This is a genomic window from Pseudomonas sp. GW821-FHT02A08 (assembly GCF_059422045.1).
The window spans coordinates 81,706-96,047 of record NZ_JBWKWD010000009.1; the positions used below are offsets into that span (position 1 = coordinate 81,706).

Consider the following 14,342-nt stretch of genomic DNA (forward strand, 5'->3'; position numbering starts at 1 on the left):
AGCGCTCGCTTTCTAAACAGCCTCTTTCTTCGGCTCGCGAATCTTGTACCAGGCCACATACAGCGCCGGCAAAAACAGCAGCGTCAGCAAGGTGGCGATGACGATCCCGCCGATCATTGCGTAGGCCATCGGCCCCCAGAACACTTCCCGGGCAATCGGGATCATCCCCATGCTCGCCGCCGCAGCGGTCAGCAGGATCGGCCGACGTCGATGTTCGGTGGCCTGTACCACCGCATCCCACGGCGCGTAGCCCTTCTGCTCGTACTCTTCGATCTGGGTCACCAGGATCACCGAGTTACGGATGATGATACCGATCAGCGCCAGAATCCCGAGGATCGCCACGAAGCCCATCGGCGTGCCCGTCGGCACCAGCGCGATCACCACGCCGATCAGCCCCAGCGGCGCGACACTGGCCACCAGGAACAGCTTCTGCACGCTGTGCAGCTGGATCATCAGGAAGGTCGCCATCAGGAACAGCATCAGCGGCACAACCTTGGCAATCGGGCCCTGGGCCTTGCCGCTTTCCTCCACCGTACCACCGGTGGCGACCTTGTAGCCCGCCGGCAGTTTGGCAGCGAAAGCGTCGATGGACGGCTTGAGGATTTTCACCAGGTCCGTCGGCTGGATCTCGTCGCGTATCGCCGCCTTGATGGTGATGGTCGGCAGGCGATCGCGACGCCACACCAGCGGTTGCTCCAGTTCGTAGCGCACGGTGGCAAACGCCAGCAACGGAATCGACGTGCCGCTCGGCGTGACGATTTGCAGGTTCTGCAGGGTTTCCGGCGTACCGCGTTCGGAATCCACCGCGCGACCGACCACGTTGATCAGGTAGATATCGTCATCGACCTGAGTCACCGTCTGGCCGCTGACGATGCCGTTCATCAGGGCGGCAACGTCTTCGGAGGACAGCCCCAACTGCCGCGCCTTGTCCTGGGCGATGTCGATGCGCAGCACTTTGCCCGGCTCGTTCCAGTCGTAGATGATCTCGCCAATGTGCGGGTTCTTGTCCAGCTCCGTGGCCAGGTCAATGGCATGTCGGCGCACCTGGTCGATGTCCTTGCCGCTGACCCGGTACTGGATCGGACGCCCTACCGGCGGGCCCATTTCCAGTGCCTGGACATAACCGCCGATGCCGACGAAGTCGTTGCGCAAGCGATCGCGAAGCTTCTGCATCATGGCTTCACGGGTATGGCCTTTGCTGACGATCACCAACTGCGCGTAGAACGGGTTTTGCAGTTGCTGGTCCAGTGGCAGGTAGAAACGGATCGCGCCCTGGCCGACGTAGGTGCTCCAGCGCACGATGTCCGGATCGTCCTTGAGCGTGGCCTCAAGGCGATCGACCGCCCGGCGGGTTTCGTCGAGCGAGGCGTTTTGCGGCAGGTTCAGGTCCACCAGGATTTCCGGGCGATCCGACGACGGGAAGAACTGGTTCTGCACGTAGCGCATGCTGAACACCGCCAGTACAAAGCACAGCACGGTGATGCCGATGGCCCACCAGCGATTGCGCATGCACCACAGCAGCCCGCCGTTGAACGCCTTGCCGATGCGCCCCGGTTCGCCTTCATGGGGTTTCACGTTGGTACTGAGAATGTGCACGCCGATCACCGGCGCAAACAACACCGCCACTACCCATGACACCAGCATCGCGCAGGCGATCACCGCAAACAGGGTGTAGGTGTACTCACCGGCGGAGCTGGCGTTCAAGCCGATCGGCACGAAGCCCGCCACCGTCACCAGCGTACCGGTGAGCATCGGGAACGCCGTGGAGGTGTAGGCGAAGGTTGCCGCCTGCTCCTTGGTCTCGCCCATTTCCAGGCGCGTGACCATCATTTCCACGGTGATCATCGCATCGTCCACCAGCAGGCCGAGGGCGATGATCAGTGCACCGAGGGAAATCCGCTGCATGGTGATGCCGCTGTATTCCATGAACACGAACACCATCGCCAACACCAACGGGATCGAGCACGCCACCACCAGCCCGGCGCGCACGCCAAGGCTGACGAAGCTGACCAGCAGCACGATCACCACCGCCTCGAACAAGGCACTGGTAAAGCCGCCGACGGCCTCTTCCACCACCACGGCCTGGTCGGAGACGTTGTAAATGCCGACACCCACCGGCAGGTCGGCGGTCAACTGGTCCATACGAGCGTGCAAGGCCTTGCCGAATGCCTGGACGTTGCCACCCTTCTGCATGGCAATCGCCAGGCCGATGGCCTGTTTGCCGTTGTAGCGAAATTCCGGCGAGGCCGGATCGACATAACCGCGGCTGATTTCGGCAATGTCGGCCAGACGATAGTAGCGGTCGTTGAGCTTGAGGTTGACCTCGGCCAGGTCTTTCTCCGAAGCGAACTTCCCAGAAGTGCGCACCGAAATCCGCTCCGGCCCGGCCTCGATGACACCCGCCGGGGTCACGGCGTTCTGAGATTGCAGGCTCTGCACCACCTGTCGCTCATCGATGCCCAGCGCTGCGAGTTTGCGTGTGGAGAAGTTCAGGTACAGCACCTCGTCCTGCTGGCCGACCATTTCGATCTTGCCCAGCCCCGGCACGCCACGAATTTCCATGCGCGCCTGTTCCACGTAGTCGCGCAGCTGACGCAGGGTCAGGCCGTCGGCGGTGAAGGCGTAGATCGACCCGAAGACGTCACCGAATTCGTCGTTGAACGACGGCCCCTGGATGCCTTGCGGAAACTGGTACTTGATGTCGTTGATCTTCTTGCGCACCTGGTACCAGATTTCCGGGATGTCCTTGGCACTGGTGGTGTCGCGCAGGTACACATACACCGTGGACTCACCGGGGCGCGTGTAGCTTTTCACGTAGTCGAGGGAGTCGAGCTCTTCGAGCTTTTTCTCGATCCGGTCGGTGATCTGCTTGAGGGTTTCCTCCTGGGTCGCCCCCGGCCATTTGCTCTGGATCACCATGGTCTTGATGGTGAACGAAGGGTCTTCTTCGCGCCCCAGGTTGAAGTACGAGAACACACCCATCAACAACGCGACGAACATCAGATACCAGATGAACGACTGATGCTTGAGGGCCCATTCCGAGAGGTTGAAAGGCCCTTTCATTGACTGTCCTCGTCGAATTTCACTTTCTGCCCCGGCTTGAGGCTGTTCACACCGGCACTGACCACCCGCTCGCCGTTCTTCACGCCACCGGCCAGCACCACGGTGCTGTCGGTACGGCTGATCACGGTGATGTCACGGGGAGAGACGGTTTTACTCTGTGCATCGATCACCCAGATCCGTGGCTTGCCATCGACCTCCTGCAGCGCGGTGACAGGCAACTCGATGCGCGGCTTGATCGCCGTGCTCAGGGTGACGCTGATGGCCGTCCCCAGGCGAAAGCCATCTGGCGTTTCGGCCAGCGTCAGGCGGGCGCGACGGGTGCGTGTGGCGCTTTGAGCCTGAGGTTCGATCTCGCGGATGATGGCGGTGGTGTTGATGCTCGGATCCAGCTGCGCAGCGACCAGAAACACCACATCGCTGGGCAGTTGATCGACCAGGGTATCGGGCAGGTCGATCACCGCTTCCTTGATGTCCGGTTGCGCCAGGGTCACCACTTGCTGACCGGCCGACACCACTTGCCCGGCCTCGGCGCTCCACTGGGTGACCACGGCTTTATGGTCGGCACGCAGCTCGGTGTAGCCCAACTGGTCTTTGCTCTGGTTGACGGCTGCGCGAGCCTGATCGAGAGAGGCCTGGGTGGTTTTCAGGTCCGTGTTGGCCGCGTCGAGTTGCGCTTGGGCGCCAACCCCGCGGTCAAACAGGGCTTGCTGGCGCTGGGCAGTGGCCTTGGCGTTGATCAGTTGCGCCTGGATTTTCGCCAGGTCGCCCTGGGCCGAGCGTAATTGGTTCTGCTGATCCGAAGGATCGAGGGTGGCGAGCAATGTGCCCTTCTGCACTTCGGTGCCGACATCGACGTTACGGCTGGCGATTCGCCCGCCCACGCGGAACCCGGTATCGGTTTCATAGCGCGCCTGGATGCTGCCGGCGAAGCGGCCCAGGTCCTCTTCGTTCAAGGTCTGGACCTTGATCGACAGCACCGGCCGTACCGGCGCCGGCGGCGGTTCGTTTTTGGAACAGGCGCTCAGCACCAGCCCGATGGACAACGCCCATAAAGGCTTCATGGCTTGGCTCCCCACGTCAGATCCTTGTAAGTGTTTTCGGCAATTTCGACGTCCATGTCGGGGTGCAAGAGTTGTCCGCCCGCGATGATGACTTTGTCGCCGTCTTTCAACCCGCCGCTGATGATGACCTTGCCGGTCAGGTAGCGGCCGACAGTGACCGAATGCAACTGGGCCTTGCCCTTGTCATCGACAATCCAGACAGCGGGTTCACTGATGTTTTTGGTCAGCGCCGACCACGGCAACTCAACGACCGACTTGCCCGATCCCCTGGCCGTGGCACTCACCACCGAGCCCAATTGCATGCCGTCGGGCAGACTGTTGAGGCCGACCTTGACCTGCACGGTACCGGATTGCGCCGACACCGCCGGGGTGATTTCGCGCACGGTGCCGGTGGTTTTGATCGCCGGGTTGTCGAGCAGGCTCAGGACAATGGTTTCATCGCTCGGCTTCTCGGCCAGCAAGGATTCATAAACGTTGAACACCGCATCGCGGTCGCCGTCACGGGCCAGGCTGAAGATCGGCATCGTCGCCTGAACCACCTGGCCGACTTCCGCCTGACGCGCGGTAATGATCCCCGGCGCGTCGGCGATCAGCGCCGTATAACTCAACTGATCCCTGGCATTGGCCAACTGCGCCTGGGCGGCGCTCAAGGCGCTCTGGCTGCTGCGCAAGGCTGCCTGGGCCGAGTCGAATTCGCTCTGGCTGGTGTAGCCCTTGGGCAAGAGTTTTTGCTGGCGCACGAACGCCGCCGCGCTCTGCGTCACTCGCGCCTGTTCAGCCAACACTTGTGCCTGGGCCGAGTCGACGTTGGTCTGCAAATCCTTGGGGTCGAGCCGGGCCAGCACTTGCTTGGCTGTCACGCGATCACCGACGTCCACCGAGCGCTGGATGATCTTGCCGCCCACGCGAAAAGACAGCTCTGTCTGTACCCGTGCCTGGATATCTCCGGTGAGGGTAACCGGGGCCGCGTAATCCGCTGGCTTGACGACTTGCACGAACACCCGTGGCAGGTATTCCTGCACGGGCTTTTTCTCGTCGCATGCGGTCAGCAGGGTGACGACACTCAAGGCCATGACTACTTTGAATCCGGGAACCGCCATGCACACTCCTTGGCCTTTTTTATGGACAACTCGACAGAGAGCTTAGAACAGGATCCAGACCTTGCACGAGCGTCTTATGAAGAAAAAATTCACCCTTCCTTACGTCCAAAACACTTGCGCTAGACACCTGCCCGTACTGGACAATGGGCCTCGCTCGACCCCGCCACAGGAACCCACATGCTCAACACGCTCGCGGTAGCCAATTACCGCTCGATCAACAAGCTGGTAATCCCGCTGGGCCGACTGAATCTGATCACCGGCCCCAACGGCAGCGGCAAGTCCAATCTGTACCGTGCGCTGCGCCTGCTGGCGGAAACCGCCCACGGCGGCGTGGTCAATGCCCTGGCCCGTGAAGGCGGGCTGGATTCGACCTTCTGGGCCGGCCCGGAAACCCTCTCCCGGCGCATGCGCACCGGCGAAGTCGCCATCGAGCCCACCGTGCGCCAGGGCGTCAAACGCCTGCGCCTGGGGTTTGCGGGAGAGGATTTCGGCTACTCGATCAGCCTCGGCCTGCCCGATTCCAACGGCCATTTCATGCTGCCCGGGCGCAGCACGCCGATACCGTCTTACTTCAGTCTCGACCCGCAGATCAAACGCGAATGCCTGTGGGCCGGGGCGTTCTATCGCCCAGCCAGTCTGCTGGTCGATCGTGACGGCCCGATGATCCGCGCCCGCGCCGGTCGCAAGTGGGATGTATTGGCGCAGCACACGCCGACGTTCGACAGCCTGTTCGATCAGGTCGGCAGCCTGCGCGGTTCGCCGCAAGTGCTGGAGATGCGCGAGTTCATCCGCCGCTGGCGCTTTTACGATCATTTTCGCAGCGATGCCGACGCCCCGGCGCGCCAACCGCAACTGGGCACTCGCACGCCGGTGCTGCATCACGACGGACGCGACTTGGCGGCGGCCTTGCAGACGATCATCGAAATCGGCGATCCCGACGCCTTGCGGGCGGCGATCGGCGACGCCTTCCCCGGCGCACGACTGAACATCGACCCTCTGCCCGGTGGACGCTTCGCCATCGAATTCTTTCAGGAAGGTCTGTTGCGGCCGCTGTCTGCCGCCGAGCTGTCGGACGGAACCTTGCGTTACCTGCTGCTGGTCGCCGCGCTGCTGACGCCACGGCCGCCGACACTGATGGTGCTGAACGAGCCGGAAACCAGCCTGCATCCGGACCTGCTGCCGGCGTTGGCACGTTTGATCATCCGTGCCTCGGCGCAGTGCCAGGTGTGGGTGGTGTCCCATGCCCGGCGCTTGATTTCGGCGTTGCAGGAGGACCCGGGCTGCAACTGCATCGTGCTGGAGAAAAATCTTGGCCAGACCGGGATCGTGGGCCAGCGCATGCTGGATGAGCCGGCATGGTATTGGCCGGATTGAACGGCGCGTGATTTGCCGGGTTGAAGGCCAGGCCGGCCTGATCCATAAAACCAAAAAAGATCGCAGCCTTCGGCAGCTCCTACAGGGCCCATGCAAACCTTTGTGGGAGCTGCCGAAGGCTGCGATCATTTGATCTTCAGTCGTAAAAAAACGCCGACGCTAAATCAGCCGTCGGCGTTTGAAACCTTGAAGGGGTTTGCTTCGCGAATCAGAACGCTGGCAGTACCGCGCCGCTGTACTTCTTCTCGATGAAGGCTTTCACTTCCGGGCTGGTCAGGGCCTTGGCCAGTTTCTGGATGGCTACGCTGTCCTTGTTGTCCGGACGGGCCACCAGGTAGTTCACGTAAGGCGAATCGGCACCTTCAATGATCAGCGCGTCTTTCGCCGGGTTCAGGCCCGCTTCCAGCGCGTAGTTGGTGTTGATCATGTCCAGGTCGACCTGATCCAGCACACGCGGCAACATGGCTGATTCGAGTTCCTTGAACTTGAAGTTGTGCGGGTTCTTGGCAATGTCTTTCGGGGTCGACACGGCGTTTTTCGGGTCTTTCAACTCGATCAGGCCAGCCTTCTGCAGCAGGATCAGGGCACGACCGCTGTTGCTGCCTTCGTTCGGGATGGCAATGGTCGCGCCGTCTTTCAGTTCAGCCAGGGTTTTGACTTTCTTCGAGTAGCCACCGAAGGGTTCAACGTGAACACCGATCACGGTTTCCAGGTGAGTGCCTTTGCCTTCGTTGAAGCTCTTCAGGTACGGCAGGGTCTGGAAGTAGTTGGCGTCCAGACGCTTCTGGTCGACCTGCACGTTCGGCTGCACGTAGTCGGTGAAGACTTTGATTTCCAGGTCCACGCCTTCTTTGGCCAGGGTTGGCTTGATCAGCTCGAGAATCTCGGCGTGCGGCACCGGGGTCGCGGCAACCACCAGTTTTTCGCCTGCCTGGGCCAGGCCCGTGGTCAGGGCAGCCGCCAGTGCGGTGAACAACAGAACCTTTTTCATGCAGTGTCCTTATCGAAAATCACAGTCGCTTGTGGCGACGGCTTGAATATGAGAGTGCCAGTGAAGTGCTATCGCTGGCGTGAAGCGGACAATACCGGGATTTTTTATTCCCGAACAATAACGTTTATTCAGCTTCATATTCCATTTTGTTCATACAGAGCGTTAAAGCGTCTGCGTCAGGCTTTCCAGCAAGCGCTTGAGTGTCGAACGCTCGCCAGCAGTGCCGTTTTTGCTTGTATAAACAATGTGTTGCTCGATTTTTTCGAGTGAAATCGAGGGCTCCGCCAGGTTCAAATGTTCCGGCAAGATCTCGTCGCCCGTACTCACCAGCAGCGCAAAGTGAATGATGTTTTCCAGCTCCCGGGTATTGCCCGGCCAACTGTGGCGTTCCAGCACAAGCTGCGCCGCTTCGCTGATCAGCGGCACTGGCAAGTCGAGACGCTGGCTGTAGATGCCGAGGAAGTATTCGGCCAGCGACAGGATGTCCCCCGTGCGTTCGCGCAGTGCCGGCAGTTCGAGCTGGCCTTCGCTGAGGTAGTGATAGAGCCGTTCATGGAATTTTCCAGCGGCAACCGCCTGGGCCAGATCGATGCTGGTGGCCGCCACCAGCCGCACATCCACCGGGCTCGGCTGATGGGCACCGACACGGGTGACTTCGTGGTTTTCCAGCGCGGCGAGCAATTTGGTCTGGATCGGCAGCGGCAGGTCGCCGATCTCGTCCAGATACAGCGTGCCGCCGTTGGCCGAACCGAACCAACCGGCGCGGCTGCTCGCCGAGCCGCTGTAGCTGCCCGCCGCATAACCGAATAACTCGGCGTCGGCGTACGTCGGGCTGATAGCGCCGCAATTGACCGACACGAACAACCCGCCGCGATCACTGGCGCGGTGGATATGGCGGGCCAGCAATTCCTTGCCGGTGCCGGTTTCGCCACGGATCAGCACTGACACTGAACGCGTGGCCAGTTGCTCGAGGTCTTCACGTAATTGTCGTGAACGTGGATCGACAAACACCAGCGCCTTGGCGCGGATGCTCAGGGGACTTTTTTCAGCATCGGGAAAGGTCAGCAGTGGCTGGCCGAAGGTTTCAAAGCTCATGGCAGACTCCCGCCCAAAACCGCCGGGAGACGGGGGCGTTAAATAAGGAAAGTGTTCAAGCGCGGCGCAGGGCGTGGTGTTCCATGCGGTTTTGCAGGCGATAGAGGTAGGCAAAACCCTGCTCCCAACGCTGGTGACCGGACTTCACGTTGATATGCCCTGCCCCCGCCAGGATCCCCGCCTCGGCGCCCCAGTTACGCGCCAGCTCCAGGGCCCGCGGTGCACTGACGGCGCTGTCGTTGTCGGAGCTGACAACCTGGCTGGGGAATGGCAGCAGATCCGTCGGGATCGGCGCGAAGTTGCGCAGGGCCGGTGCGCAAGCAGGGCGCTCGACATCGGCCGGCGCGACGAGCAAGGCGCCACGCACTTGACGCAAAAACTGCACGGGGGCGCTCGCGGCCCAATGGGCGACGGTGATGCATCCCAGGCTGTGGGCAATGAGAATTACCGGCGTGCTGTCGGCGGCAATCGCCTCGGCCAGTGCCGCAACCCAGTCTTCACGACGCGGCGTCAGCCAGTCGGCCTGCTCCACCCGTGCGCTGTTCGGCAGGCTGTTCTGCCAGTGGCTTTGCCAATGATCTTCTGGCGATCCTTGCCAGCCCGGCACAATCAGGTAGCGAATTGATTCGTTGCGCATGGGGAGCTCTCCTGCTGTGTGTCTGTTCCCGGTCGAGTATAGGGAGATGATTTATATTCGTTAAGGAATAAGAAGCTATTTATTAAGACTAATATAGAATATACAACATCGATCTGATGTGGGAGCGGGCTTGCTCGCGAAGGGGCCATCAGATCCAGCATCCTTGCCGCCTGACACTCTGCATTCGCGAGCAAGCCCGCTCCCACAGGGGTTTGTGGTGTTACTGAAATCGAGGCAAAAAAAAGGGCCGCACCCTGCCAAGGAGACGGCCCCGGAAAACGAAAATCTGTTAACGCGCAGTGATCACCGACAGCTTGGTGATCCCTGCCCGTTCAATCGATGCCATGGCCCGCGCCACCTCGCCGTAATTCACACCGTCGTCCGCCTGCAACTGCACGCGCACCTCGGGGTCCTTGGCTTTCGCCGACTTGAGGTTGAACTCCAGCAAGTCCGGCTGTATTTCGTCCTTGTTGATAAACAGTTTGCCGGCACCGTCGATGCTCACCACCAAGGGGTCTTTCTGCTCCACCGGCGCCACCGCCTCGGTCTTGGGCAGGTTGATCGGTATCGCGTTGGTCAGCAGCGGTGCGGTGACGATGAACACCACCAGCAGCACCAGCATCACATCCACCAGCGGCGTCACGTTGATCTCGCTGAGCACCTCATCGGTGTCTTGCGTGGAGAAGGCCATATCAGGACGCCTCCTTCACTTTCTGCGCATTGCCCTGGGCTGCCGCCTTGTGCGCCGTCGGGTGGATCAGCACGCGGAACGAACTCTTCTGCGCCAGGCTGTAGAAGTCGTGGGCGAAGTCATCCAGGTCCGCCGCCGTCAGTTTCAAACGACGCAAAAAATAGTTGTAAACCAGCACCGCCGGCACCGCGACGGCGATCCCCACGCCAGTGGCGACCAGTGCCGCGCCAATCGGTCCGGCGACCGTTTCAAGGCTCGCCGAACCCGCAGCGCTGATGCCTTTCAACGCTTCCATGATTCCCCATACCGTGCCGAACAAACCAATGAACGGCGAGGTGCTGCCAATACTCGCGAGCACGGCCAACCCGGTTTCCAGCGACCGGCGCTCGCGCACGATCTGCTGGCGCAAGGCTCGCTCCAGACGATCCTGATGGTTGATCGCCTGGCTCAAGTCCGCCGCCTGCGGCGCCTCACCCACCTGGATTGCCGCATAACCGGCCTGCGCCACCCGGGCGGCCGCGCCGGGCCGGGTTTCGCTCAGTTCGGCCGCCGAGTCGAGACTCGAAGCGGCCCAGAACTGTCGGTGAAACTTTCGATCCTGTGCCTTGAGGCGACCGAACTGCAGGCCCTTGAGCAATGCCAGCCCCCAGGTCGCGATGGAGAAAACCACCAGCAGCCAGATCACCGCGCTTTCGATGGATTCAAGTGGAGATGCCAGTAACGTCATGGTGTATCCCTCGTGTAAACGTTTCGCGCGAAATTGGTTTCTGTTTAATGAATCTTGAAATCGATGGGCACGCTGACCCAGCCGTCCCGGGCGACATCGCCTTGCTTGGCCGGCACGAAACTCCAGCGTTTCACCGCGTTCAGCGCTGCTTCGTCCAGTGCATCGCGACCGCTGCTTTTCTGGATCTGGATTTCGCCTGGCTTACCGCTGGTCAGCACATGCACGCGCAACAACACCGTGCCCTCCCAGCCGCGACGCTGGGCGAGGGACGGGTATTGCGGCGCCGGGTTTTTCAAGTAGCCAGCAGTGGCCGAGGCCGGTGTCACAGGCGCGGGTGCCGGGGGTGCAGGTGGTGCCGGGGCCGCGACAGGCGCTGCCGGTTGTGGCGGCGCAGGTGGTTGTTCAACGGCTTTTGGCGCCGGTTTCGGTACTGGTTTGGCCACCGGCCTGGGTTTGGGAATCGGCTTCGGTGGAGGTGGCTTCACCGCCAGTTGGTCTTCCACGGGCGCAGGCGGCTCCACCACAGGCTGCACCGGTTGCGGTGGCGGCGGCTCGACCACCGGTGGCGCCGGACGCGAGAACTCGATGGTCATCGGCGGAATCTGCGGTGGCACGACGGGCAGCACGGTGGTCGGTTGCTGATTGACCCAATAGATCACCGCGCCATGCACCAGCAGCGCCAGCACGCCCAGCACGATCGCTTCCCGTCGGCGAAGGACGCCTTTGGGCGCGCGCTGCAAACGTAACTGGCCCAAGGGCACCCGGTGCGGTCGGCCGAGGTCGACCAACTCACCACCGGGTGCCTGGCGCCACAGCACTTCATGTGCACCGGCGGCGGTCTGGACATTGCCCATTGTTTAACTCCCTACGGTCTCTTTGCGGATCACCGGAACGTCGTACTGAACATCCCCCGACGACGTCCTGGTAGAGCAATCATTGGCTTGAACGCTTAGTTCTGAAAGCAATGTTTGAACTTATATTTAGACTTAAATAGAATATGTAAAACCTTCAACCCACCGCCAGAGCCCGCCGTTCAAGGGCTCCGGCGTAGTGGAAATAAACCGATGCCTTGCCCGCATTGAAAGTATTCATCCAAGGCATGGTTTTTCGCCGTCAGAAGTCGTATCGACCGGTCACGCCCAGCGTTCGCGGTGTGCCGAGCAGGCCTTCGTAGCCGCCATTGGCGGCCGTCCACAGCGTCGTGTAATAGGTTTTGTCGAAGGCGTTTTTCAGCCACAACGAAACGTCCCACTGCCCCTGGTTGAAGTCGCCACGAAGGCCGGTGGACAGGTTGACCAGCGCATAACTCGGGATCTGCCCGAAGTCGGAATCTTCCACCGTGCCCACCGCTTTGGAGCGGAACGCATAGCTGGCGGTGACGTACTCTTCGAAGCCGTTGCTCAGGTTCCATTTGTATTCGCCGTTGGCGTTGCCGATCCATTTCGAAGCACCCACCACTTGATGGCCGCTGAGGTCGCAGGATGCTGGAGCACCCGGCGCCAGGCTGACTTCCGGCGGGCACGGCGCATCCTTGTAGGAGAGGTAGCTGACGTCGTTGTACGAGCCGTTGATGTTCAGCGTCAGGCCACGCAGCGGGATCAGGGTGCTTTCGAACTCCACGCCGCGGGAGCGCACGGAGCCGGCGTTGGTCAGATATTGCACGCGATTGACGTCGTCGTAGGCGTTGGTCTGGTAGCCGTTGACCTGGGTCCAGAACAGGTTGGCGTTGAGTTGCAGGCGACGGTCCCACAGGGTGCTCTTGAAACCGAGCTCGGCGTTGTTGGCGCGCTCGGTGCCGATCAGCAGCGAATCGGCGCCGGCAACCGGTGCGGTGCCCACCGCCAAATTGACCCCGCCGGATTTTTCGCCATGGGACAAGGTGGCATAAGTGAGCAGGTCGTCGGTGAGGCGGTAACTGAGGTTCAACAAACCCGAGGGACTGGAGCTGTACTGATTCAAATCGCCGGAGTCGAAGACGCCGGCGCGAGCACGTCGTGCCGCAGCCGCCGCACCGGTGACCGCGGCACCACCGACCGGTGCATCACGGGTCACCCTGGCGTTTTTCTCTTCATAGGTGCCGCGCAGGCCGGCGGTGAAATCCAGGCGCTCGGTCAGGTGCCAGGTGCCTTGGGCGAACAACGCGAAGCTGTTGGTTTCGATATGACCATTGCCGACACTGTCGACGTTGTTCAGCGCACCGTTGGGTGTGCCGTTCCAGATGTCCGCTTGCGGGCCGTAAAAGGTGAACGACTTGTTGTCCAGGTTGGAGCCGAAGTAATAGGCGCCGAGCACGTAATCGAAGAATCCGCCGGAGGGCGATGCCAGGCGAAACTCCTGGGAGTACTGCTTATCCTCCACCGAAACGCCGGCATTGAAGAAGGTGGAGACGTTCAGGCCGTCATCATTGCGCGGGGTGAAATTCCACCAGCGATAGGAGCTGATAGAAGTCAGGGTGAAGTCACTCGGCAGCGTCCAGTTGGCTTCGACCGAAGTACCGCCCTGATGCACGGTGACGTGCTGTTCGTTGTTCAGGTTGACCTTGCGGTGCGTGCCGTCGACCAGGGTCGCGCCCGCCGCATTGGCCCGGCGCTGGTAAAGGTTAGTGCCATTGATGGTCGGCCCGGTGTTGAACAATACACGGGTGCCGGCGCTGGAATCTTCTTCGTTATAGTCGCCGATCCAGCGCAGGCTGAATGACTCGTTCGGCTTGAAGAGCAGCTGCCCGCGAAAGCCGTCGCGGGAGCCACCGTTCAAATCGTGGCCGTCGAATTCGTTCTTGATGTCACCGTCGCTGCGGGTGCGGTACGCGGAAAAACGTCCGGCCAGTTCGTCATTCAACGGGCCGGAAATCGTGCCCTTGGTCTGGAAATAACCGTCCTCGCCCACCGAAGATTCGATGCTGCGCTCCGGGGTGAAGGTGGGCGCGCGAGTGCTGATGTTGATCACGCCCGCCGTGGTGTTTTTGCCGAACAAGGTGCCTTGTGGGCCGCGCAGCACTTCGAGCTGCTCGATGTCCATCAGGTCGAATACGGCCATGCCGGGGCGGCCAAGGTAAACGTTGTCGAGGTACAGGCCGACACTGCCTTCCAGGCCATCGCTGGCCGGGTTGTTGCCCAGGCCACGGATCGACACACTGGACTGACGCGCATGCATGTAGGCGACGTTGACGCTGGGCACCAGCTGCTGCAGATCCTGGATGCGATAGACCCGCTGGGTTTCCAGGGTCTGGCCGCTGACCACACTCATCGGCGTCGGTACGTCCTGCGAGCTTTCTTCGCGGCGGCGAGTGGTGACCGTCACGGTTTCCAGTTGCGCGCTGTCGGCCGTGGCGGATTTTTTTGGGGCGGTTTCAGGGGTGGCGCTATCGGCCGCATAGCCTTGGGTCCAGCTGGCACTGCCTGCCAGTAGCAGAGCCAGGGGCAGGCGTTTGAGCCGTTGGGGTGAGGAGGTTTGAGCAAAGTGCAACGGACTCATAAGGCGGGGTTCCCGATCAAAAAAAGTTCTTTGTTGCTTGCCAGGCCGCCTTCGCGAGCAAGCCCGCTCCCACAGGGATCGTGGAGACATTGAGATCCCTGTGGGAGCGGGCTTGCCCGCGAAGGCGTC

Annotated in this window: 11 protein-coding genes; 1 reads left to right on the forward strand and 10 read right to left on the reverse strand. The window is 61.4% G+C overall.

All coding sequences use genetic code 11. The features are described from left to right. Nucleotides 1-12: 12 nt before the first annotated feature. Genes AC07W4_RS09230 through AC07W4_RS09240 form a run of 3 tightly spaced genes read right to left on the reverse strand, consistent with a single transcriptional unit; the run spans nt 13 to nt 5,224 of the window. Nucleotides 13-3,063, reverse strand: a complete 3,051-nt coding sequence (locus AC07W4_RS09230) for an efflux RND transporter permease subunit (protein WP_495032222.1) — start codon at nt 3,061-3,063, stop codon at nt 13-15. Then, nucleotides 3,060-4,124: an efflux RND transporter periplasmic adaptor subunit gene (locus tag AC07W4_RS09235; RefSeq protein WP_495032223.1), complete on the reverse strand. Its 1,065-nt coding sequence runs from the start codon at nt 4,122-4,124 to the stop codon at nt 3,060-3,062. Before AC07W4_RS09235 ends, AC07W4_RS09230 begins: the two co-directional genes overlap by 4 nt. Continuing rightward, the gene (locus tag AC07W4_RS09240; RefSeq protein ID WP_495032224.1) at nt 4,121-5,224 is read right to left on the reverse strand and encodes an efflux RND transporter periplasmic adaptor subunit; all 1,104 of its coding nucleotides are present in this window, start codon (nt 5,222-5,224) and stop codon (nt 4,121-4,123) included. The genes AC07W4_RS09235 and AC07W4_RS09240 overlap by 4 nt, the downstream gene beginning before the upstream one ends. A gap of 177 nt (nt 5,225-5,401) precedes the next feature. Here AC07W4_RS09240 and AC07W4_RS09245 point away from each other — a divergent pair, with 177 nt between their 5' ends. Continuing rightward, on the forward strand, nt 5,402-6,598 hold the full coding sequence (locus AC07W4_RS09245; RefSeq protein WP_495032225.1) for an AAA family ATPase: 1,197 nt from the start codon (nt 5,402-5,404) through the stop codon (nt 6,596-6,598). A 208-nt stretch (nt 6,599-6,806) separates the two neighbouring features. Here AC07W4_RS09245 and AC07W4_RS09250 read toward each other — a convergent pair whose 3' ends face one another. The 7 genes from AC07W4_RS09250 to AC07W4_RS09280 form a co-directional block, all read right to left on the reverse strand. Continuing rightward, nucleotides 6,807-7,589 carry a MetQ/NlpA family ABC transporter substrate-binding protein gene (locus AC07W4_RS09250; RefSeq protein WP_008045406.1) on the reverse strand — a complete coding sequence of 261 codons (783 nt, stop codon included), beginning with the start codon at nt 7,587-7,589 and terminating at the stop codon, nt 6,807-6,809. 162 nt (nt 7,590-7,751) lie between these two features. Beyond that, nucleotides 7,752-8,684, reverse strand: a complete 933-nt coding sequence (locus AC07W4_RS09255) for a sigma 54-interacting transcriptional regulator (RefSeq protein ID WP_008045408.1) — start codon at nt 8,682-8,684, stop codon at nt 7,752-7,754. 55 nt (nt 8,685-8,739) lie between these two features. Next, entirely contained in the window at nt 8,740-9,321 is a 582-nt protein-coding gene (locus tag AC07W4_RS09260; RefSeq protein WP_008045411.1) for an alpha/beta hydrolase, read from the reverse strand. A 289-nt stretch (nt 9,322-9,610) separates the two neighbouring features. Next, nucleotides 9,611-10,012, reverse strand: a complete 402-nt coding sequence (locus AC07W4_RS09265) for an ExbD/TolR family protein (RefSeq protein WP_007972930.1) — start codon at nt 10,010-10,012, stop codon at nt 9,611-9,613. A 1-nt stretch (nt 10,013) separates the two neighbouring features. Next, nucleotides 10,014-10,739 carry a MotA/TolQ/ExbB proton channel family protein gene (locus AC07W4_RS09270; RefSeq protein ID WP_008045414.1) on the reverse strand — a complete coding sequence of 242 codons (726 nt, stop codon included), beginning with the start codon at nt 10,737-10,739 and terminating at the stop codon, nt 10,014-10,016. Nucleotides 10,740-10,783: 44 nt separating this feature from the next. Then, nucleotides 10,784-11,593, reverse strand: coding sequence for an energy transducer TonB (locus tag AC07W4_RS09275; protein ID WP_495032226.1), 810 nt, complete (start codon nt 11,591-11,593; stop codon nt 10,784-10,786). Between the two features lie 259 nt (nt 11,594-11,852). Beyond that, a complete protein-coding gene (locus AC07W4_RS09280) occupies nt 11,853-14,213 on the reverse strand; it encodes a TonB-dependent receptor (RefSeq protein WP_495032227.1) in 2,361 nt (786 codons plus the stop codon). Nucleotides 14,214-14,342 lie beyond the last annotated feature (129 nt).

What these genes read in the sequence shown, in the direction of transcription:
- AC07W4_RS09230 (WP_495032222.1), bottom strand. Translation starts at nt 3,063, where the DNA reads ATGAAAGGGCCTTTCAACCTCTCGGAATGGGCCCTCAAGCATCAGTCG.
- AC07W4_RS09235 (WP_495032223.1), bottom strand. Translation starts at nt 4,124, where the DNA reads ATGAAGCCTTTATGGGCGTTGTCCATCGGGCTGGTGCTGAGCGCCTGT.
- AC07W4_RS09240 (WP_495032224.1), bottom strand. Translation starts at nt 5,224, where the DNA reads ATGGCGGTTCCCGGATTCAAAGTAGTCATGGCCTTGAGTGTCGTCACC.
- AC07W4_RS09245 (WP_495032225.1), top strand. Translation starts at nt 5,402, where the DNA reads ATGCTCAACACGCTCGCGGTAGCCAATTACCGCTCGATCAACAAGCTG.
- AC07W4_RS09250 (WP_008045406.1), bottom strand. Translation starts at nt 7,589, where the DNA reads ATGAAAAAGGTTCTGTTGTTCACCGCACTGGCGGCTGCCCTGACCACG.
- AC07W4_RS09255 (WP_008045408.1), bottom strand. Translation starts at nt 8,684, where the DNA reads ATGAGCTTTGAAACCTTCGGCCAGCCACTGCTGACCTTTCCCGATGCT.
- AC07W4_RS09260 (WP_008045411.1), bottom strand. Translation starts at nt 9,321, where the DNA reads ATGCGCAACGAATCAATTCGCTACCTGATTGTGCCGGGCTGGCAAGGA.
- AC07W4_RS09265 (WP_007972930.1), bottom strand. Translation starts at nt 10,012, where the DNA reads ATGGCCTTCTCCACGCAAGACACCGATGAGGTGCTCAGCGAGATCAAC.
- AC07W4_RS09270 (WP_008045414.1), bottom strand. Translation starts at nt 10,739, where the DNA reads ATGACGTTACTGGCATCTCCACTTGAATCCATCGAAAGCGCGGTGATC.
- AC07W4_RS09275 (WP_495032226.1), bottom strand. Translation starts at nt 11,593, where the DNA reads ATGGGCAATGTCCAGACCGCCGCCGGTGCACATGAAGTGCTGTGGCGC.
- AC07W4_RS09280 (WP_495032227.1), bottom strand. Translation starts at nt 14,213, where the DNA reads ATGAGTCCGTTGCACTTTGCTCAAACCTCCTCACCCCAACGGCTCAAA.